11 protein-coding genes and 2 pseudogenes are annotated in these 20,384 nt (G+C 72.5%); 3 read left to right on the top strand and 10 right to left on the bottom strand.

Annotation, left to right across the window (positions count from 1 at the left end; genetic code table 11):
- Positions 1 to 141 precede the first annotated feature (141 nt).
- Positions 142 to 1,077, bottom strand: a complete 936-nt coding sequence (locus F1D61_RS13820; protein WP_246775875.1) for a LysR family transcriptional regulator — start codon at positions 1,075 to 1,077, stop codon at positions 142 to 144.
- Between the two features lie 93 nt (positions 1,078 to 1,170).
- On the opposite strand from F1D61_RS13820, the gene F1D61_RS13815 reads away from it, so the two are divergent.
- The 3 genes from F1D61_RS13815 (at position 1,171) to mmsB (ending at position 5,512) form a co-directional block, all read left to right on the top strand.
- Complete coding sequence (locus tag F1D61_RS13815; protein WP_203158507.1) at positions 1,171 to 2,670, top strand: CoA-acylating methylmalonate-semialdehyde dehydrogenase; 1,500 nt, start codon at positions 1,171 to 1,173, stop codon at positions 2,668 to 2,670.
- 217 nt (positions 2,671 to 2,887) lie between these two features.
- Positions 2,888 to 4,030 (top strand): isobutyryl-CoA dehydrogenase, encoded by a 1,143-nt coding sequence (locus F1D61_RS13810; RefSeq protein ID WP_203158506.1) that lies wholly within the window; start codon positions 2,888 to 2,890, stop codon positions 4,028 to 4,030.
- 594 nt (positions 4,031 to 4,624) lie between these two features.
- The gene (gene mmsB / locus F1D61_RS13805) at positions 4,625 to 5,512 is read left to right on the top strand and encodes a 3-hydroxyisobutyrate dehydrogenase (protein WP_203158505.1); all 888 of its coding nucleotides are present in this window, start codon (positions 4,625 to 4,627) and stop codon (positions 5,510 to 5,512) included.
- Positions 5,513 to 5,766: 254 nt separating this feature from the next.
- Here the strand turns inward: mmsB and bcsN are convergent, their stop codons facing one another.
- The 9 genes and pseudogenes from bcsN to F1D61_RS13765 form a co-directional block, all read right to left on the bottom strand.
- A complete protein-coding gene (bcsN, locus tag F1D61_RS13800) occupies positions 5,767 to 6,801 on the bottom strand; it encodes a cellulose biosynthesis protein BcsN (RefSeq protein WP_203158504.1) in 1,035 nt (344 codons plus the stop codon).
- Positions 6,798 to 8,747, bottom strand: a complete 1,950-nt coding sequence (locus tag F1D61_RS13795; RefSeq protein ID WP_203158503.1) for a hypothetical protein — start codon at positions 8,745 to 8,747, stop codon at positions 6,798 to 6,800. Before F1D61_RS13795 ends, bcsN begins: the two co-directional genes overlap by 4 nt.
- Positions 8,732 to 9,970 (bottom strand): glycosyl hydrolase family 8, encoded by a 1,239-nt coding sequence (locus F1D61_RS13790; protein ID WP_203158502.1) that lies wholly within the window; start codon positions 9,968 to 9,970, stop codon positions 8,732 to 8,734. The genes F1D61_RS13795 and F1D61_RS13790 overlap by 16 nt, the downstream gene beginning before the upstream one ends.
- The gene (locus F1D61_RS13785) at positions 9,967 to 11,973 is read right to left on the bottom strand and encodes a cellulose biosynthesis cyclic di-GMP-binding regulatory protein BcsB (RefSeq protein ID WP_246775874.1); all 2,007 of its coding nucleotides are present in this window, start codon (positions 11,971 to 11,973) and stop codon (positions 9,967 to 9,969) included. The genes F1D61_RS13790 and F1D61_RS13785 overlap by 4 nt, the downstream gene beginning before the upstream one ends.
- A pseudogene (locus tag F1D61_RS34190) lies at positions 11,856 to 12,311 on the bottom strand (cellulose biosynthesis cyclic di-GMP-binding regulatory protein BcsB); the annotation flags it as partial. The gene F1D61_RS13785 and the pseudogene F1D61_RS34190, both read right to left, overlap by 118 nt.
- A 693-nt stretch (positions 12,312 to 13,004) precedes the next feature.
- A complete protein-coding gene (gene bcsA / locus F1D61_RS13780; protein WP_246775873.1) occupies positions 13,005 to 15,467 on the bottom strand; it encodes a UDP-forming cellulose synthase catalytic subunit in 2,463 nt (820 codons plus the stop codon).
- A 949-nt stretch (positions 15,468 to 16,416) separates the two neighbouring features.
- A pseudogene (gene bcsS, locus F1D61_RS13775) lies at positions 16,417 to 17,132 on the bottom strand (cellulose biosynthesis protein BcsS).
- 209 nt (positions 17,133 to 17,341) lie between these two features.
- On the bottom strand, positions 17,342 to 19,846 hold the full coding sequence (locus tag F1D61_RS13770) for a response regulator (RefSeq protein ID WP_203158500.1): 2,505 nt from the start codon (positions 19,844 to 19,846) through the stop codon (positions 17,342 to 17,344).
- A gap of 343 nt (positions 19,847 to 20,189) precedes the next feature.
- Positions 20,190 to 20,384: a hypothetical protein gene (locus F1D61_RS13765; RefSeq protein WP_246775872.1), complete on the bottom strand. Its 195-nt coding sequence runs from the start codon at positions 20,382 to 20,384 to the stop codon at positions 20,190 to 20,192.

Below are 20,384 nucleotides of genomic sequence, written 5' to 3'. Positions count from 1 at the left end.
CTCTCGTCTGCGATGCCGGCGTGCCGGGCTTGGTCCGGCAAGGTGCGGACAGGCGCTACACCATCATGGGGGCCGCCGGAATGCCCCCGGCCTGATGCGGCCCGGCCGGACATCGCGCGCCCGGCGCCGTGGATCCCCGCCTCACCCCTCCGCCGCGAACAAGGCCCGCTCCCCCTCGACGACCGCATAGATGTGCTCGGCCACCGCGCGGATGCGGGCGAGGTCGCGGCTGTCGGCATGCATCATCAGCCAGAAGCTGCGGGTCAGCGTCACCGCGTCCGGCAGCACGCAGGTCAGGTCCGGGCGTCCGGCGGCCATGAAGCAGGGCAGCACCGCGATCCCCAACCCCGCCACCGTCGCCTGGAGCTGGGCATTGAGGTTGGCGCTGCGCAGGCGCGCGCTCGCCCCGGGCGCGACCTGATGCAGGTAGTCGAGTTCCGGCGAGTAGAGCAGTTCGTCGATATAGCCGATGAAGCGGTGGCCCTGGAGGTCGCGGCGCGCCCGGATCGGCGGGTGGCCGGCCAGGTAGGCGGGGGCGGCGTAGAGCTTGAGGGCGTAGTCGGTGAGCTTGCGCCCGACGATGCGGCCCTCCGGCGGCAGGCTCAACCCGATGGCGATGTCGGCCTCGCGCTTCGACAGGCTGAACAGCCGGGCGGTGGCCACCAGCTCGATGTCGAGATCCGGGTGGCGCTCGACCAGCGCGGTCAGGCGGGGCGCCAGGAACGCACTGCCGAAACCGTCCGGCGCGCCGATCCGCACCGTGCCGACGAGCCGCGACGCCGCCCCGCCGATCGCCGCCTCGCCGTGGATGATCGCCGATTCGACCGCATCCGCCGTCGCCACCAGTGCGAGGCCGGCCTGCGTCGCGGTGTAGCCGGAGGCCCGGCGGTGGAAGAGCTTTTCGCTCAAGCGCCGCTCCAGCCGGTCGATCCGCCGGATCACCGTGGCGTGGTCGACCCCGAGCCGGCGCGCCGCCGCCGAGACCGTGCCGGCGCGATGCACCGCCAGCACGAAGCGGTAATCGTCCCACATGTCGCCCTTGGCATCGGCTTTCGCGCCGCCCGCCGGTTCCCGCATCCGCGCACACCCGTTCCGCTCCCACGCCCCTTCCGCTATGGGGATCGCCAGGGCAAGGTAGCCCGAACACGATCGATCCAGGGAGGATCCCCAATGGCGCGCGAAGTCGGGCACTTCATCGGCGGCGAGCACGTTCCCGGCCGCTCGGGCCGGTATTCCGACATCTACCAGCCGATGACCGGCGAGGTGATCGGGCGGCTGGCTCTGGCGAGCCAGGCCGAGATGCGCGCGGCCATCGAGAATGCCGCCAAGGCGCAGGTGGCGTGGGCCGCTACCAACCCGCAGCGCCGCGCGCGGGTGATGATGCGCTTCCTCGACCTCATCGCCCGCGAGATGGACAGCCTCGCCGACCTGCTCGCCCGCGAGCACGGCAAGACCATTCCCGACGCCAAGGGCGACATCCAGCGCGGCGTCGAGGTGGTGGAGTTCGCCTGCGGCATCCCGCACCTCCAGAAGGGCGAGTACACGGAAGGGGCGGGCCCGGGCATCGACATCTACTCGATGCGCCAGCCGCTCGGGGTCGTCGCCGGCATCACGCCGTTCAACTTCCCCGCCATGATCCCGATGTGGAAGTTCGCGCCCGCCATCGCCTGCGGCAACGCCTTCATCCTGAAGCCCTCGGAGCGCGATCCGGGCGTGCCGATGCGGCTCGCCGAGCTGATGATCGAGGCGGGCCTGCCGGCCGGCATCCTCAACGTCGTCAACGGCGACAAGGAGGCCGTGGACGCGATCCTCGACGACGACATCATCCAGGCGGTCGGCTTCGTCGGCTCCTCCGACATCGCCCAGTACGTCTATGCCCGGGCGACCGCGACCGGCAAGCGCGCCCAGTGCTTCGGCGGCGCCAAGAACCACATGATCATCATGCCGGACGCCGACATGGACCAGGCGGTCGACGCCCTGATGGGTGCCGGCTTCGGCTCGGCCGGCGAGCGCTGCATGGCGGTCTCGGTGGCGGTGCCGGTCGGCGAGAAGACCGCCGACGCCCTGATGAGCAAGCTGATCCCGCGGGTCGAGAGCCTGAAGATCGGCCCGTCCACGGATCCGAGCGCCGATTACGGCCCGCTGGTGACCAAGGCGGCGCTGGAGCGGGTGCGCAACTACGTCGAGATCGGCGTGAACGAGGGCGCCAAGCTCGCGGTCGACGGCCGGGCCTTCAAGATGCAGGGCTACGAGAACGGCTTCTACATGGGCGGCTGCCTGTTCGACCACGTGACGCCGGAGATGCGGATCTACAAGGAAGAGATCTTCGGCCCCGTGCTGTCGGTGGTGCGGGCCAAGGACTATGCCGAGGCGCTGCGGCTCCCCAACGAGCACGAATACGGCAACGGCGTCGCGATCTTCACCCGCGACGGCGACGCCGCCCGCGACTTCGCCGCCAAGGTCCAGGTCGGCATGGTCGGCATCAACGTGCCGATCCCGGTGCCGCTGGCCTACTACACCTTCGGCGGCTGGAAGCGCTCGGGCTTCGGCGACCTCAACCAGCACGGGCCGGACGCGGTGCGCTTCTACACCAAGACCAAGACGGTCACCCAGCGCTGGCCGTCGGGGGTGAAGGAAGGCGCGCAGTTCTCGATGCCGGTGATGCAGTAGCACTTCCCCCTCTCCCGTGTGGGAGAGGGGCCGGGGGTGAGGGTGACACGCTTCAGGATCAAACATTGAACGTCGTGCTGGCAGCTCAACGCTGAGTGCTCGATCCAGAACCGTAGCACCCTCACCCCTACCCCTCTCCCACACGGGAGAGGGGATCCCGCGCCCTTCACGGAGCGAGGGTTAGAACAAGAAATTCAGAACAGGAGGAAAAGCCGCCATGACCCTGTTCACCCTCCCCGAGGACCAGATCGCGATCCGCGACATGGCGCGCAGCTTCGCGGCCGAGCGGATCGCGCCGCACGCCCTCGACTGGGACGAGCGCAAGCATTTTCCCCTCGACGTGCTGCGCGAGGCCGCGGCGCTCGGCATGGGCGGCATCTACATTGCGGAGGAGCATGGCGGCTCGGGGCTGACCCGGCTCGACGCCGCCCTGATCTTCGAGGCGCTGAGCCTCGGCTGCCCGACGGTCGCGGCCTTCCTGTCGATCCACAACATGGCCGCCTGGATGATCGACCGGTTCGGCTCGGACGCCCAGCGCGAGCGTTTCCTGCCGGGTCTGTGCCGGATGGACCAGGTCGCCGCCTATTGCCTGACCGAGCCGGGCTCGGGGTCGGATGCCGCCGCGCTGCGCACCACCGCCCGGCGGGACGGCGACCACTACATCCTCGACGGCGCCAAGCAGTTCATCTCGGGCGCCGGCGCGGCCGACCTCTACGTGACGATGGTGCGCACCGGCGAGGCGGGGCCGAAGGGCATTTCGACCCTGGTGGTGCCCGCCGACGCAGCCGGCCTGTCCTTCGGGCCGAACGAGCGCAAGATGGGCTGGAACGCCCAGCCGACCCGCCAGGTGATCTTCGACGGCTGCCGGGTCCCGGTCGAGAACCGCCTCGGCGAGGAGGGGATCGGCTTTCGCATCGCCATGGCGGGGCTCGATGGCGGCCGGCTCAACATCGGCGCCTGCTCGCTCGGCGGGGCGCAAGCGGCGCTGGACAAGAGCCTCGCCTACATGGCCGAGCGCAAGGCCTTCGGGAAGCGCCTCGACGACTTCCAGGCGCTGCAATTCCGCCTCGCCGACATGGCGACCGAGCTGGAAGCCGCCCGCGCGCTCCTCTACGGCGCCGCCGCCAGCCTCGACCGCAAGGACCCCGACGCCACCCAGCGCTCGGCCATGGCCAAGCGCTTCGCGACCGATACCGGCTTCCGGGTCGCCAACGAGGCGCTGCAGCTCCATGGCGGCTACGGCTACCTGTCGGAATACGGGGTGGAGAAGATCGTCCGCGACCTGCGGGTGCACCAGATCCTGGAGGGCACCAACGAGATCATGCGGGTGATCGTGGCGCGGGGCCTGGTGGGGACCTGAGAGGTGGTCGCGTCACCCCGGACGCGCCGCGAGGGTCCGACACAAGGCGCGGATGCGGGGCAGGCGTCGGGCGCCAGCCAAGCCCTCAGGGGTGGTCGGACGCGCATCCGGATCGGCCGGCGCAGCCGCGGAAACCTCCGCGTCGGTCATCGGGCGCACCGGAGCGGGTGGGAACACCATTTCACTTCCATCCGGCTCGCGCCGCACGACGGTGCCGTCAGGTCGAATTCTCGCGGAAATCATGGTCTCGCTCATGTCGCTCTGCCCGTCGCGCGGAGATCAGGCGGACTCTCGACGGCCTTGACACCCACTGCGTCATTCCGGGGCCGCGCAGCGGAGCCCGGAATCCAGAACCGCGGATGGTCTAGAAAAAGGCGGATCGCGTTCCGCTTTATTCTTTTCCACCTGAGTGTCTGGATTCCGGGCTCCGCTTTCGCGGCCCCGGAATGACGATGGAGGGCTTCATTTCCCCCGAGGGACAATCGGCTTTCGGAATGAGCGCGCGGTCTCGGCGAGGTCTCTCGCGCCTGCCATGGGCGCGCCGGATTCCCTGCACCCCCTTCAACCAACCATAGGGCAACGAGGACAACAACGATGACGCAGATCGCCTTCCTGGGCCTCGGCAACATGGGCGGGCCGATGGCCGCCAACCTCGTCGCGGCGGGCCACGCGGTGACGGGCTTCGACCTGGTGCCGGAGGCGCTGGACGCCGCCCGCGCCGCCGGGATCACGGTGGCGGACAGCGCCGAGGCCGCGGTGGCGGGGGCCGAGATCGTCGTCACCATGCTGCCGGCGGGGCGTCACGTGCTGGCGGTCTACGACGCGGTGCTGCCGCATGTGGGCGGCGGCGCCCTGATGATCGACTGCTCGACGATCGACGTCGCCAGCGCGCGGAGCGCCCACGACAAGGCGCGGGAACGCGGGCTCATCAGCCTCGACGCCCCGGTCTCCGGCGGGGTCGGCGGCGCCAAGGCGGCGACCCTGACCTTCATGGCCGGGGGCTCGCCGGAGGCCTTCGCCCGGGCCGAGCCGATCCTGGCGAAGATGGGCCGCAAGGTCGTGCATTGCGGCGAGGCCGGCGCCGGCCAGGCGGCCAAGATCTGCAACAACATGATCCTCGGCATCTCGATGATCGGCGTCGCCGAGGCCTTCGTGCTGGCGGAAAAGCTCGGCCTGTCGCACCAGGCGCTGTTCGACGTCGCCTCGACCTCGTCGGGCCAGTGCTGGTCGCTCACCACCTATTGCCCGGTCCCGGGCCCGGTGCCGACCTCCCCGGCCAACACCGACTACAAGCCGGGCTTCGCCGCCGCCCTGATGCTGAAGGACCTGCGCCTGGCGCAGGAAGCTGCCGCGGGCGCCGGCGCCGCGACGCCGCTCGGCGCGCACGCGGAAGCCATCTACGCCGCCTTCGAGGCGGCCGGGCAGGGCGGCACCGACTTCTCCGGCATCGTCCGCCACCTGCGCGAGGCGGGGCGGGACTGAGCGGGGGTGCGCGCACGGTCCACGACGACAGCGTGAGACCGACGGGGGATTCTCTTCCCCCACCCGCAACCTCATCCTGAGGTGTCAGTCGATCGAAGATCGACTGACCTCGAAGGAGGGCTCCAGGGATCGCAGAGACATCTGGATCGCTCCTTCGAGGCTCCTTGCAGTCGCACCTCAGGATGAGGTCGTGGGGTGGAAAAGCCTAGCCTCTGCGTAGGTCAGGCCCTGTCGTGAGCCTTGGACACCCTCCCTCACCGCCCCGGGCCGCGATCCGGCGGCGGGCGGTAGGCTTCGGGGGGCAGGTCGCGCGACAGGGTCTCGCCGGTACCGCGGCCCGGGACCGGGCTCGGCGTCGGGGTGGCGCCTTGGGGCTCGGCGGGCTGGGGCCCGTCGGTGATGTAGCGCTGCGACCCGCCGCGGGGCGCGGCTTCCGGGGCCGGCGGGGTCTCGGGTGCCCGCGGCTCGGGCGCCCGTGGGGCGAGGTAGCGGCGACCGCTCTCCGTCGGGACCTGCGGCGGGACCGGGACGGTCGGGCGGGTCGGGGCCGGGTCCGCCGGGAGCGGCGGACGCTCCGGCGGGGGACGCACCGGGCGGGTGTCCAGCTTCTCCTCCGGCCTCACTTCGGGTCTGGGCTCGGCCGGCGCGGGGCGGGGCGCCGGCTTGCGCTGGACGCGGCGCGGCGCCGGGCGCGGGGCGGCGGGCGCCCGGACCGCGCCGTCGCCCGGCAGCGCGATCGTCAGGTGCTGGACCGCCGCCACGAGGTCGTCGAGGCTCGCCTGCGCGGTGCGGCAGAGCCGGATCCGCAGCGACAGGGCGCGGCGCGGGGCGGACGGGTCGGTCGTGCCGAAGATCCCGTCGCGGGACGCCTCCCCCGTGCCCCGGCGCGGCCGCTCGAACCATTGCCACGCGTAGAGGCAGTCCGTCCCCAGCGCCAGGCCGACCGGGCCGTAGGCGTTGCGGCGCGGCGCCTGGATCCGCATCGGCTCGCCGGGAAAGCGCACGGCGATCTCGCCACTGATGCCGAACTCGCTCGGCTTGGCGAGCCGCGGCGGGAAGGCGAGGAGCAGGTCGCCGGTCTCGTTGCGCAAGGCGATCTCGGCGTGGTTGCGTCCGTCGCCGCCCTCGTAGGCAATGCGCTGGTCGAAGCCGTCGCGGTGGCGCGTCTCGATCACCGCGGCGACCCGGCCGGCGCCGGGCAGCCGCAGGGCCGGGGCGGATTGCGCCAGGGCCGTGTCGGGGGCGCTCCCGATCAGGCCGAGGAGACAGACGGTCAGGCGCAATCTCACGGATAGCCTTTCTCGGCGGGCACCGTCCGCTCCGAGGTGGTGCGCGCCGGCACCGAGAAGCGGTCGCTCTCGGGCGAGGCGGAGCGGTTGCGCTCGCCCTGCTGGTCCTGCCACAGGGTGCCGGGCGGCGGCGCGGTCAGGCCCTCCGGCTTGTCGAGGCCGTTATAGCCCGGCAGCAGCGTGTAGCCGTAGCGCTCGTAGGGCATCGCCCCGGCGCCGGGCACCCGGCGGGCGACCAGCGGCGGGGCCGGCACCGTGGGCTCGCGGGCATAGAGGCCCGGGGCGGCGCCCTGGCCGATCCCGGCGGGCGGATAGCGCAGGGGATTGTCGAGGGGGACGGCCAGGGGGAACTCGCCGCGCTGGACCGCCTGCGGCACCGCCTCCGTCCGGCCGCCGGCGCCGGGAGCGTCCGGCCGGGGCACGCGGCCGTAGGAGGGCGGCGGCTCGGGACGGGTCGCGTTGGCCGCCGCGGGCGCCGCGGGCGCGGCCCGGCCGCCGGAGGCGGTCTGTACCGCGCAAGGCAGCGGCGGGCCGCCCTGGCCCTCGCGGAACAGCAGGTCGACCACCTTCGGGAACAGGCCGTCGTAGCGGTTGACCACCTCCAGATACGGCCGCTGGCGCCGCTGGCGCTGGAGGGTGAGGGCGTAGCCGAACACCGTGCTCTCGCTCGGCATCCAGGCGACCGCGCGCTGGAACCACTCCAGGGCCGCGTCGAACTGGCAGGAATTGTAGGCGTACCAGGCCAGCCCCTGCGCGCCCTCGCCCGACGCCGTGGCGTTGACGACGCGGGCGTAGCGCTCGATCCGGGCCGGCTCGATATAGGGCGGGCTCGCCAGCGTCAGCTTGCGCTCGAGGAGGTCGATGAACAGGAGCTCGTTGCCGACGAAGCGGTCGCGCCAGGCATACGCCACCTCCTCGGCCTCGCGCATCATGTTGAGCTCGCGCAGGGTATGGGCGAGGCCGTGCGCCACCATGGCGTCGCCGCCTCGCGCGATCGCCAGCTTGAACCATTCCAGCGCCTCGCGGAACTGGCGCCGCTTGTAGGCGTACCAGCCGAGCAGCCCGGTCTGGCTCGGCTCAGCGGTCTTGCGGGCATAGGCCTGGAAGGCGGTGAGGTCGGCCAGCGTCGGGGTCTGGGCCGGCTCGTCGTGCAGGAAGGCGGCGATCCGCGCCCGGGTGATGTCGAGGCGGATCGGGTCGAACTCGGACGCGCCGGACGGTTCCTGCCTCCCCATCGCGATCAACCGCTCGGCCTGCTCCATCTTGAGATGGGCCATCGCCTTCTGGATCGTGGCGAGCCGCGCGCCGGTATCCGCGTTGCCGTCCAGCACCGACTTGTAGAGGGTGAACGCGTCCTCGCTCGCTCCCGTGGCGGCGAGGTCGTCGGCGATGGTCCAGATGCTCTCGATGTCGGAGGGGTCCAGCGCGCTCGGGTCGGCCCGGTAGAGCGCCACGACCCCTTCCGGGTTCTTGCCCGCGGCGGCCGCGATGCTGGAGCGGAACTCGGCCCGGCGCAGCTTGCGCGCCAGCTCCTCGGAGGGCTGCCAGGACGGCTCGACCGAGCGGCGCGCGGTGATGGCGGCGCGCAGGTCCTGGAGGCGGCCCGCCGTGAACAGGTCCCAGAGCGGCGCCTCCTCGGGCGGGCTCGGCTGCAGGCTGTCGAGGTCCTGCGGCTCGGTCCAGCCCGGATAGAGCCGCTTGAGGCGGGCGATCTCCGCCTTCACCCGGGCGGTCTGCTTCTGCGAGGCGTAGTAGCGGAGCGCACTCTCGTCGACCATGCCGGGGGTGCGGGAGGTCTCGGGATCGACCATGATGGCGGGCGCGCGCACGCCGTCGCCGTAGACGACCCGCGGGACCCCGGCCTCGGGTGCCTGGGCCAGCGCAGGGGCGGCCGCGAGGAGGAGGACCGCCGCGAAGGGGAGGGTGCGGCTCAGGATTTCAGGCATTGGGGAGTGCGCATCCGGGCCGCGACCAGGGCGAGGAGGTGGAGCGTCGTCGGGTAGTAGTTCTGCCCGTCCTGCACGCTGCGCAAGCTTGCGGGCAAGGGCGTGCCGTCCTGGGCGCAGGCGACAAGGGCCGGGAGCGCGGTGTAGCCGGGCTCGGTCAGCCACTCGACCGGGCGGCCGTCGCGGGTATCGACGATCGGCAGGCGCTCGCGGTCGATCCCGCCCCACAGGGTCCGGAACGGCGCGTAATCCTCGGGCCGGCCGACGCCCGCCCAGGCGAGGTAGAGCGGGATGCGGATGGCGTTGTAGGAGAAGAGCGGCGGGAAGCCGTCGGCGGGGCGAAGCGCCTCGTCCCTGGCGGAGATCCACTCGGTCGGCAGCGCGCTCGGGCCGAAGCGCGAGCGGCGCAGGATCTCGACGCCGCTGCGGATCACCGCGGCCCAGTCGTATTCCGGCGCCACGAGGCCGAGCCGCTGGAAGGCCGGGAAGACCCAGTAGGAGAGGTTGACCAGCGGCCCGTCGGCCCGGTCGCGGGCGGCGAATCCCGATACCGCCGGCAGCACCAGCGGCCCGGGGGCGGCGCGGAACAGGATCGTCTTGCGGCCGAACTCGACGGCGATGCGCCGCGCCGCGGTGCGGTAGGACGGCTCGCCCCAGGCCTCCGCCGCCTCGGTCAGCGCCCAGGCGACCAGGATGTCGCCGTCGGTGGCGTTGTTCATGTCGGCGACCGCCGGGCGGTGGTCCGGCGCCCAGCGCCAGGCCAGGAGTTCGTCGGAGCGCACCATCAGGTTGGCGCGGGTCCAGCCCCAGATCCGCTCGAAGGTGGCGCGGTCGCCCGCCGCCACCGCCAGCAGCATGCCGTAGCCCTGGCCCTCGCTGTGGCTGATGAAGCCGTTGGCGGTGTCGACGATCCGGCCCTTCTCGGTCACGAACCGAGCCCGGTAGGCGCGCCAGCCGGCATCGTCCCCGAGGCTGCCGGCGAGCGCCGACCCGGCGGCGCGGCCGGGCGCCTCGCTCGCGGGCGGGGGCAGGCTCGGCACGGCGACGGCGGGGGGCACGGCGGTCGGCCCCTCGCCCTGCGCGACCTGATCCTGCGCACCGTCGGGCGCCTGAACGGCCTGCGGCGGCTGGATGGCCTGCGGCGGCTGGGGGCCCTGCGCCCGTCCGGGCCCGGCGGCCAGCAGCAGGGACGCCGCACAGGCGAGGGCGGGGAGGCGGCTCATCGGTTCCTCCGGCCGAGCTGGCGCACGAGGCTCGTCGTGGCGAGCCCGAGGCAGAGCGCCATGACCAGCGTCATCGCCACGTAGGCACCGGGATTGAGGGAGAGCCAGGCGGCCGAGACCAGCCGCAGGTTCGCCAGGCTCCGGGTCTGCGTCTCGATCAGCCCGACGCGCTGGGGCTGCACGGTGCCGAGGCTGCCGTCCGAAGCGTCCAGGAAGGCGGCCTGGCCGGACAGGCCGGTCCAGACCGACGGATCGACGAGGCAGGAGACCGAGGCCTTGAGCATCGAGGCGTTCGGGGCGGTCACCAGCACGGTGCCGTCGGCGAGCCGGCCGCCCGCGCCTTGCGCGACGATCAGCGAGGCGCGGGGATTGAGCGGCACGGCCTCCGGCGCCGGCCCGCCGGCAAGCCGCAGCACGAGGTCGCGGGCCTCCGCCGCCCGCTGGACGAGGCCGGTCCAGCCGTTGGCGAGCACCGCCGGGACGCTGAAGCCGCGCGCCGACTCGTCCCAGCGCGCCACCAGGTCCGCCTCGCTGTCGGGGGGCGCCTCGGCGGGCTCGGGTGCCGGGGCCGGCGGGACGGCTTGCACGGAGGCCTGTTGCGATGGGGCCGGCGCCGCGGTGCGCAGAGGCGCGGTGACGGCCGGCAGGGCGCAGCGCATCGGCAGGTTGCGGCGCAGGCGGTCGAGGGTGACGACGCCCTCCGCCCCGAACGGGCCGGGGGTGGCCACGGTCTCGGCCCGGCCCTCCCAGATGCCCCGCACCCGGCCCGGATCGAGGCCGACCGCCTCGAGGGCGGCGGGGGTCAGCGCCCGGACCGGCGCGACGACGAGGTGGGCGCCGCCCCCCGCCTCGCGCTCGTCGCCCGCGACCTCGAAGTCGATCACCCGGCCGGCCGCGACGGCGAAGCGGGCCGCCAGGGTCGCGGCGGCGGAGGCCGAGTCGCGGTCGGGGGTCGGCAGGACCAGGCGCGGGCGCGGGCCGGCGGTCGAGAGATCGGGAGCCAGGAACGGCACCGCCCCGGCCTTGACCGCGGCGAGATCGGGGCTGCGCACGGCGCGGGCCAGCGCCGGGATGTCGATCCGGGTGCGGTCGAGGAACAGGAAGCGCGCGCGCTTGGCGCCCGGCGCCAGGGTGTCGCAGGCCCGGTCGGCGGCGGTGGGGAGCTGGGCGCTGATCTCGACCCGGTTCAGCCCCGGCCGCCACAGGCTCAAGGGGAGCGGGATCGCGCTGTCGGAAAACACCTCGCCGCGGCTGTAGGGCAGCGGCACGCTGGCGGCGTTGCGGCCGTTGATGTCGACGACGATCCGGGCGCTCGGTTCCAGCCCCGCCGCGTAGCCGCCGGCGAGGTGCAGCATCACCTTGCCGTAATCGGCCGGGACGAAATCGGCCGGGAACTGGACGGCGAAGCCGACCCGCAGCAACCGGCCGTTGAACTCGCGGCTCGTCACGCCGAGCTGGTCCAGGGTCAGGCTCTCGCCGCCGCGCACGGGCAGACCCCGCGCCAGCTCGGCGAGGCGCAGGCCCGCCGGCGTGCCGGTGTCGTCGCCCGACGCGGCAAGCTGGGCGATGGCCCGGCGCACGTCCGCCGCACTCGCGCCGGCGACGACGAGGATCGGGGCGCGGCCGGCCCGGGGCGCCAGCAGGGCGACCCGCGGGCCGGTGATGGGCCGAGTTCCTCCAGCCCTTCCGTGCCGCGGATCTCCGCCGCGGTGCCGACGACGAGGGTGACGCCGGCCCGGCCGGTGAGGGCCGGCCCGAAGCTCACCGCCGGCCCGGCGAGCCGCCCGACCAGGGCCAGGGCCTGCACGGCGCCGATCATCCGCTCCAGCCGCTCCGGGCTCGGCCGCTCCGTGAGCAGCACGCCGATCGGCAGCGCCCCGCTCTCGTCGGGCTCGATCGCCGCCAGGGTCTTGAGGTCGAGGTCGCCGGCCTGCGCCACGACGAGGCCGGAGCGCGACGGATCGATCTGGGTCCAGAGTTCGTAGGTGGCCTCGGTCGAGCAATCGACCCGGTGGCGCTGGCTGGCCGCGAGGGTCACCGCATTGTAGCCCGACTTGAGCAGGCCCTCGGGGATCGGCAGTTCCACCACCTTCACGGCGCCGGGCGCCTGGATCCGGGTCCAGCCGACCTTGGTGCCGTTGACGCTGCCCGACAATTCGGACGCCTCCGGCGCCACCGAGATCGCCGACAGGTAGGAAACCCGCAGCTTCGCCGTTCCCCTGGCCTGGGCCTCGGTCAGGAAGACGGGGAAGTGCAGCGCGTCCTCCTCGCCGGCCAGGCGATAGCCGCGGAAGCCGGCGGGAAACCGCCGCGCCGCCGCGACCGTCGCGGCGACCGGCATGGGGCGGCGGGCCGGGTCGGCCTCGGGGTGGGGCCCTGGGGCGCCTGGCCCTGAGGTACCTGGCTCTGGGGTACCTGGCCCTGGGGAGGCTGCGCTCCGGGCGGTCGCGGCGCCGGCCGCATGGTCTCGCCGCCGGGCGGCAGGGTCAGGCGCTCGGCCGGCCCGGTGCCGAGGAAGCTCTGGGCGAGGGCGGGGGTGGCGAGGAGGCAGGCGATCAGGAAGGCTGCGACGGCTCGAACCGCGCGCTTCTCCCCAACCAGGGGTTCCGGGTGAATCCGTGATCGGTCGAACCGATGGCAGAACCGCTCAGGAGAAGGCGCGGCTCCTCTCCTCTCCCCGTGGGCGGCAGGGCTGTCCGGGGAAAGATTGAGGCGCGAGTTTTCCCCTCTCCCCGCGGGCGGGGAGAGGCCTTCACCCCCCTCGTCGGGGGTGAAGGGAGCCCGCAGGGCGAGGGTGAGGGGGTGTCTCAGGACGAGGCTCTTCCGGAACCTTCCCCTCACCCTCGCTCCGGCTGCGCCTCCGCTCACTTCATCGACGACAAGGTCGATGAAGTCCTCTCCCCGCCCGCGGGGAGAGGAGGATTTCCCGCTCCTCTTCTTTTCCCCGGACAGCCCTGCCGCCCGCGGGGAAAGGAGAGAACCCACACCGGTCACACAGCGACGATCGACCAAGCGGCGCAGCATCATCCCGGCCTCACGCCGCATCGGTGCGTTGGGTGCGGGCGGCGAGCGCGCGGTCGTTCTCGAAATCGAGCATCAGGCGGACCCAGTCGCCCTCGGCCTCCGGCTCGGCGTGCGGGGAGGTCTGGGTCTGAGCCTGGGGTTGTGGGGGCGGGGACACGGGTGGCTGCGGCTGCACCTGAGGGTGGATTTGAGGTTGGGTCTGGACCTGGGGACGCACCGGGATCGTCGGCCGCGTCCGCGGCGCGAGGGGCGCCAGCGGCAGGTCGACCGGCGGCAATGGGGAAGCCACGGGCGCGGGCCCGTCATAGACCGGGGCCGCCTCCGGCGCCTCGACCGGGACGGAACGGGGCCCCTCGCCGGCGAACGCGTAGCGCAGGGCGCGGAACGGCTCGACGAGCCCCCACCAGACGAATTGCAGCGTGCCGGTGAACAGGTCCTTGTGGCGGCGCCGGCGCAGCTGGAACCGGCGCATCGCCTCGGCATCGCCATACATCAGGCCGGCGAGCGCGACGTAGTCCGGCGGCCGCAAAGTCCCGAAGGCGAGGCGGCAGACCGCGTCGGCCCCCGACCGGGTGACCGGGCCGAGCACCACCGGCAGGGCCCCGGCGGGGCGCGCCCCCGCCACCGGCACCACCGTGAGCGTGCCGGGAACCGGGCGGTGGCCGGCGCCGGGGGCGAGGGCGGCCGCCGGCATCCGCACCGTGCAGGCCTCCGCCGAGACCCGCTCGATCGCCACGTCCACGGCCCGGCCCGCGAGGCTGAGCTGGCCGCGGCGGGCAACCGCGAGCGAGGGCGTGCGCTCGATCTGCCGGCGCTCGGCGCAGACCCCTAGGGCCGCCCCGGCGGTGAGCAGGTTGAACAGGTTCCACAGGCCCACGACCAGCATCAGGTTGGTCACGCCGGGCTCGAACGCGTAGCGCCAGGCCGCGACGAGGCAGCCGGTGAGCAGCAGGCCGTAGACGGCGAAGAACGGCAGCGACAGCGCCGACAGGTGGTCGTGGTCGAGGGTCGCGCCCTTGTTGGTGACATTGAAGGTGGGCTTGCGCGGCGACCAGATCACCGAGACGATCGCCTTCGACAGGTACAGGCCCTGGACGTACTCGTACAATTCGGAGACGAACGGCCAGCGAAACTTGCCGTAGACGTAGTTCTGCATCATCAGGTTGATGACGATGTAGGTCGCCGTGTAGGCGATCGATTCGTCGACGCTGGCGACGAAGATCTTCAGGTCGAAGAAGATATGAAGCAGCGGCGCGAACATGAAGACGAGCCGCGGCACGGGAAAGAACCAGAACGTCATGCTCGACAGATAGGCGAGCTTCTGGATCGGCTTGAGCCCCTTCTGCAGGGCCGGGTTCTTGAGCAGCAGGATCTGGAACATGCCCTGGCACCAGCGCGAGCGCTGGCCGATGAAGTCGGCGAGCGTGTCGGGCTGGAGGCCGGCGATCAGCGGCTTGTCGACATAGGCGCTGGTCCAGCCGCGGGAATGCAGCTCGAAGGCGGTCTCGCAATCCTCCGTGATGGTGATGCCGGCAAATCCCCCGGCCTCGTCGAGGGCGGCGCGGCGCAGGAGCGCCGCCGAGCCGCAGAAGAACGAGCCGTTCCACTTGTCGAGCCCGGCCTGGGTCACCGCGTAGAACATCTCGTTCTCCGACGGCATCCGCTCAAAGGTCCTGAGGTTGCGCTCGATCGGATCGGGATTCAGGAAGGCGTGCGGGGTCTGGACCAGGAAGAGCTTCGGATCCTCGGAAAAGTAGCCGACGGTCTCGGCGAGCAGCGAACGGAACGGCACGTGGTCGGCGTCGAGCACCAGCACGAGGTCGCCGGTGGCGGCGGAAAGCCCGTTGTTGAGGTTGCCGGCCTTGGCGTGCTCGTTGCGGGCGCGGGTCAGGTAGCGCGCGTCGAGGTCACGGCAGAGCGCCTGCAGGTCGCGCCGCCGGTCCTGCGCGGCCTGCGCCTTCGCGGGATCCGGGTCGGCGCATTTCTGGTCGGTGCCGCCGTCGTCGAGGAGCCAGACGGTCAGCTTCTCGGGCGGGTAGTTCATCTGGCGCGCGGCGGCCAGCGTCATCGCCAGGATGTCGGCATCCTCGTTGTAGCTCGGCACGAAGACGTCGACGCAGGGCAGGTCGGGCGCCGGGACCGCGGCGGGCGGGCGGCGCCGCAGGGGCTCGGCGTTGATGATCAGGCTGACGAACAGGATGAAGACGCAGTAGAGTTCGCACAGCAGCAGCAGCAGGCCGAAGCCGAAGCTGACCGGATCGCCCGGCGAGGGCAGCGTGTCGGTCACCCGCCACAGGATGTAGCGGAGCACCACCAGGCTGCCGACCGCCAGGAAGACGAAGCGCGTCCGCGGCCCGTCGAGGACGAGCCAGAGCGCGGCCATCGCCACCATGGCGGCAAGGCTCATCGCGAGCTGGTTCTGGGTGCCGACGGGCTGGCTCAAGAGGGCGAGACCGGCCGCTGTCGTCCCCATCCAGGCCAGCCATCGCAACGCCCGCACCACGCTCACCTCTCCGGAATCTTCAGATCCTAGGCCATCGGATTGTGTCCATTTCTCGTTACGAAAACCTGATTTCCACCAGCAACTCAAGCCGAAATCGATCGCAAAATCATGCAAAAAAGTCGCATTTGGACACAAATTAAGAAAGTTCACTTGACGCAGATCATCCGCACGCTAGTCAAATTGCGCGAATGATTTGGTGAACAGCCTGTCGGCGCGACCGGTGGATGTGGAATGCCTTCACCTGACAACCCTGCGGAAACAGAACCGCGATTGCTTGGTCGAGCATGACGGGCGGCTGCCTGTCCGGCGCAGGTCTTCGGGTCCGACGGCGGCGCGAAACGCGCGTCGGGCGGCCCGCGCTCCGTCATGGACGGCCAGGCCTTCATGCGAGATCGTCGGGCGAATCAGGATGGGGAGGCCGATACCCTCGACCCGCATCGGCGCGCGGCGAGGCTGGATCGGCGGCGCCACGTGCATCGCGGCGATGCAGCGCGCCCTGTCGCAGAGGGCTGCTCATCCCGGAGCACGATCGCGGCATCGTCCTGCATGGATTCGACGACGCATCGATCACGCCGCCGACGGAGCGACCCCGTTCTACGGCGGTCGAGACCACGCTGTCCTCGGGACGATGGACGCGAAACGCCGCTCGTCTCGGGCGATCGCCGACGAGCCGGCACCGTTCGCGGTGCCCGCTTCCGGCATCGAGACCAGTCTGCCGGAGGCAGCCCCCAGCACCGGGGCCGGTCGGCTAGAGCACTTCACGATCGCGCTGCAATCGCGAAGCTCTCTAGGTCGTTGATTTTGCCGCATTTTCTGCGACGAACCGGTATCCACTTCGTCGGAACATGCTCGAGGCCGGCGAGCGGGAGCGATCTCGGCTTCCCGATCGACGGTCGAGCGGGGCGCAGGCGCCGGATCGTCAGAAATTCGCCCGCGCCTCGATGCTCGAATAATAGCCCGAGCCCTGGACCCGGTCCTGCACGTAGCCCGCCGCCAGCGACATCTGCACCGGCCCGAACTTCACGCCGGAGAGGTGGGCGCCGATCCGGTACTGGCGGAAGAAGTCGTCGCCGAGGAAGAGCGCCTCGGGGCCGAGATAGACCCCGTCGGCGACCATGTAGCCGACGCGCAGGCGCGAGTAATAGGCGTTGAACTTGGTCGAGTAGGAGCCGTAGGCCGACACCATGGTGCGGTCGGTCGGGTTGGCGTAGAAATTGGCGGCGACGCGCAGGCCGATGCCGGTGCCGACGACCGGGTTGCCGGGATCGACCACCGAGAGCTGGTTGCTGCGCACGTTGAAGCCGATGAAGCCGGCGAGCGCCGCATCGCGCCACACCCACTCGTAGCCGGCCATCGCCGAGCCTTCCTGCTGGTAGCCCGTCACCCGCGAGGCGACGGCCTGGCCCGGATAGGAATAGGTGCCCCGATGGCCTCGACCCGCACCCGCGGGCCGCTCTGGCTCGGCGAGCCGGCGAGCGGCGCCGTCACGGTGACCGAGCCGAAGGCCGAGCTGTTCGAGGTCACGCTGGTCGAGCCGTCGACGGCGACCGCCCAGCTGTCGTCGACCGCCTGTGCCCGCGCGCCGGTATACCAGTCCGCATCCGCGGCCGGCGCCCGGAGATCCGCCGCCCGCAGGGTCCCGGACGTGGCGAGAACGGCGAGGCCCGCGCCACAGACGAGGCGAACCGCTTTACATTGACTCGAGGCAATCAACGCCGCCTCCACACGAGAACACAGACACTCTGTGCACTGGTTTATGCGGGCGGACGGTTAAATTTGGCTTGCCTGTCCCGAGAATCGTGCCGGCAAATTTTACCGATCGGGGAGAACCCGGCTCGCGCCGCTCAGGCGGCGCGGGCGGCGAGCACGGCGGCGAGGTCCTCGCGGCGGAACGGCTTGTCGAGCTGGAGGAAGCGGCGGGCGGCGGCGGGCAATTGGCCGTGCGGGCTCGCCAGGATGACGCGCAAGGCCGGATGGCGCTCGACCACGGTGGCGGCGAGCTGGAGGCCGGTCATCACCGGCATCGCCTGGTCGGCGATCATCGCGTCGAAGGCGGCATCCTGCGCGAGCAGCGCGAGGGCGTGCTCGCCGGACGCCGCCTGGACCACGGCATGGCCGAGCTCGGCCAGGGCCTCGACGAGGCTGGCGCGCACCAGGCTGTCGCTCTCGACGAGCAGGATGCGCAACGGCGCCTGCGGCGCCGGCCCGGCAATGGCGTCGAGACGGGAATCGGCGCGGCCCGCCCCCTGGGCGCCCGCTTCCGCAGGGTGCGCCTCGGAGGGGCGCGCGTCCGCGCGCAGCCACGCCTCGGCCAGGAACGCCTCCTCGCCGCACCCATCGCTCAGGACGCGCCAGCCGCCGCCGGCGGCGCGGAGCAGCCGGCCCACGGTCTCGAGCGCCTGGAGGCCGGGCCGCGCGGCGGCGCCCGCCGGCCGGCGGCCGCTGGCGAACAGCACCCGCAGGACCGCCCCCTCCGGCATGCCGGCGACCGGCGGCGCCTCGGCCGGGTGCTCGGCCGCCCCGATCGCGAAGCCGTGCAGGCCGAGGTCGCGGACGTGGAAGGCGAGGTTGAGCAGGACGAGTTCGATCAGCCGCTCGCCGCAGGCCGCCGGCGGCAGGTCGGCGGGGATGCGGGTGACGACCGGGGCGTCGCGCAGGACGTTGGCCTGGAGGAAGGGCAGGAAGGCGGCTACGGTCGCGGCGAGGTCGGACGAGGCCAGTTCCGCCGGGGGCTGATCGGCGGCCATCTCGCCGCCGCGCACCAGGCCGAGCAGGCGCCGGGTCAGCGCCGCCCCGCGCTGGGCGCCCGCGAGCGCCGCCTCGGTGAGGGCGGCCTGCCGCGGATCGAGGCCGGTCTGGCGCCGCAGCACCCCGAGATTGATCAGCACCACCGTGAGCACGTCGTTGAAATCGTGGACGATGCCGTCGGTGACCCGGCGCAGGACGAGGTTGCGCCGCCGCTCGTTGGCGCCGGACGGCGTGTCGGCGGCCTCGCCCGCGCGGATCGTCCGGCTCAGCGCGTGGATGCGGGTCCGGCCGGCGGCGTCGCGGCCGCGCAGGAACCGCAGCAGCAGGCGCCGCTCGGACTCCGGCACCGGTCCGCGCAGGCGCATCACCACGTCGTGGGGGCCGTCGGCCCCGAGGGCCGCCGCGAGCGCGAGGTCGAGGAGCGGGCGGTCGATCGCCTCGAACCGGGCGGCGAGGTCGGAGAGCGTCGCGACGCGGTCGGCCCCGGCCAGGATTCCGGCCCCGTCGGGATCGGACCACACGACCTGCCGGGTCTCGGGGTCGATCTCCCAGCAGGTCCAGCCCGACATCGCCTCGAAGGTGTGCAGGCGGCCCCGCACCCGGTCGAGGCCGGTCCCGGCCCCGGCGAGGCGGGCGTCGAGGCTCTGGGCCCGGTCGCGGACGCTGCCGGCGATCGCCGCGATCTCGCGCACCCGCGAGACCGGCGCCGCCGCCCCGTCGCCCTCGGCCTCCTCGGCGAGGCGGCGCAGCCGCGACGAGACCCGCCCGCCGAGGCCGTAGCCGAGGGCGCCGGCACCGATCACCAGGGCGAGCCCGAGGGCGATGAGGCGCGGGTCGGGCCCGGAGGCGGGCCGGCGCGGGAGTTCGGGGGCGGAGGCGGTGACGAGCCAGCCGGGGCTGGCGATGTCGCGGCTGCCGCGGGTCGGCGCGGCCTCGTGCGGGTGGGGATCGCCGGCGGCCGGCAGCGACCCGACCAGCGCCCGCCCGTCGGCGCCCGCCACCGCGAAGCGGATCCCGTCGCCGGCGGCCAGCGCGCGGCGGACCCGCTCGCCGAGGCCGTCGAAATAGCCCGGCGCGGCCCGCAGCACGATCCGGTCCGACCGGCCGGGGAGGCCGAGCGCCAGGGTGAGGGCGAAGGGCGCGTCGGCGGAGCCGGCCGCCACCGCGACCTGGGCGTCGCGGGGCTGCGCGTTGCGGGCGAGCGCCCGGTCGCCTGGCATCCCGCCGGGCCCGCCGGCGGCGCGCAGGGTCCCGTCGGGGGCGATGAGGGTCGCGGCCCGGTAGCGCGCATTGAGGGCGAGCCAGTCCTGCAACCGGCCGGAGCGCCACGCATCGGACAGGCCGGGATCGTCGAGGCGCAGCAGCAGGGCGGCGTTGCGGGCATCGTTGATCGAGGCGCTGAGTTCCTCGTCGAGGGCGTCGGCATAGGCCCGCGCCGCCTGGCCGAGGGTCTGCGCGAGGGCCGGCCGCTCGGTCGCGGCGGGGTGCGAGGCCCCGGACAGGGCGCCGCCGAACCAGGCCAGCCCGAAGGCCGCGGCCGCCACCGAGGCGAGCTGGGCCGCGTTCAGCACCTTGAGCGAGATCCGGACCGAGTCCAGCATGAACGGGTTCCACGGCGCACACGCGGACCGGCTCGGAACCGGCACGGGCGCCCTGCAACCTGGGCCGATTCATGGTTAAGGCAGGGTTAACGGTGCGGGCCACCGCTCCCGGAACTCGTTCGACTTGCTCGACCGTGTCGACACCCTCCGCGTCATTCCGGGGCCGCGAAAGCGGAGCCCGGAATCCAGAACCGCGGATGGTTTAGGAAAAGGCGGATCGTGTTCCGCTCGATCCTGTTCCACCTGAGTTTCTGGATTTCAGGCTCCGCTGCGCGGCCCCGGAATGACGCCGTGGATTTGAAATGGAGAGGCCAATCGACCAGCCTCTCTGGCTTCGGAGATCTCACCGTTCTCTCGGATTCGTCCTCGGACTGACGTCGACCGTCGCATCGACGCACATGCGCAAGACCGCCTTGCCGGTCTCGAAACCGCCGGCACGGAACTGCTCGATCGCTTCGGTCAGCAAAGCGTCGCGGAAGTCGGCATCTCGCTCGGCACGCGCCTTGATGGTGTCCTTGACGCTGCGGGTCAGGGCCAT

This window comes from Methylobacterium aquaticum (genome assembly GCF_016804325.1).
Taxonomy (GTDB): Bacteria; Pseudomonadota; Alphaproteobacteria; order Rhizobiales; family Beijerinckiaceae; genus Methylobacterium; species Methylobacterium aquaticum_C.
The sequence above is the reverse complement of the archived record's forward strand: the minus strand, read 5'-3'. Positions and strand labels throughout refer to the sequence as shown.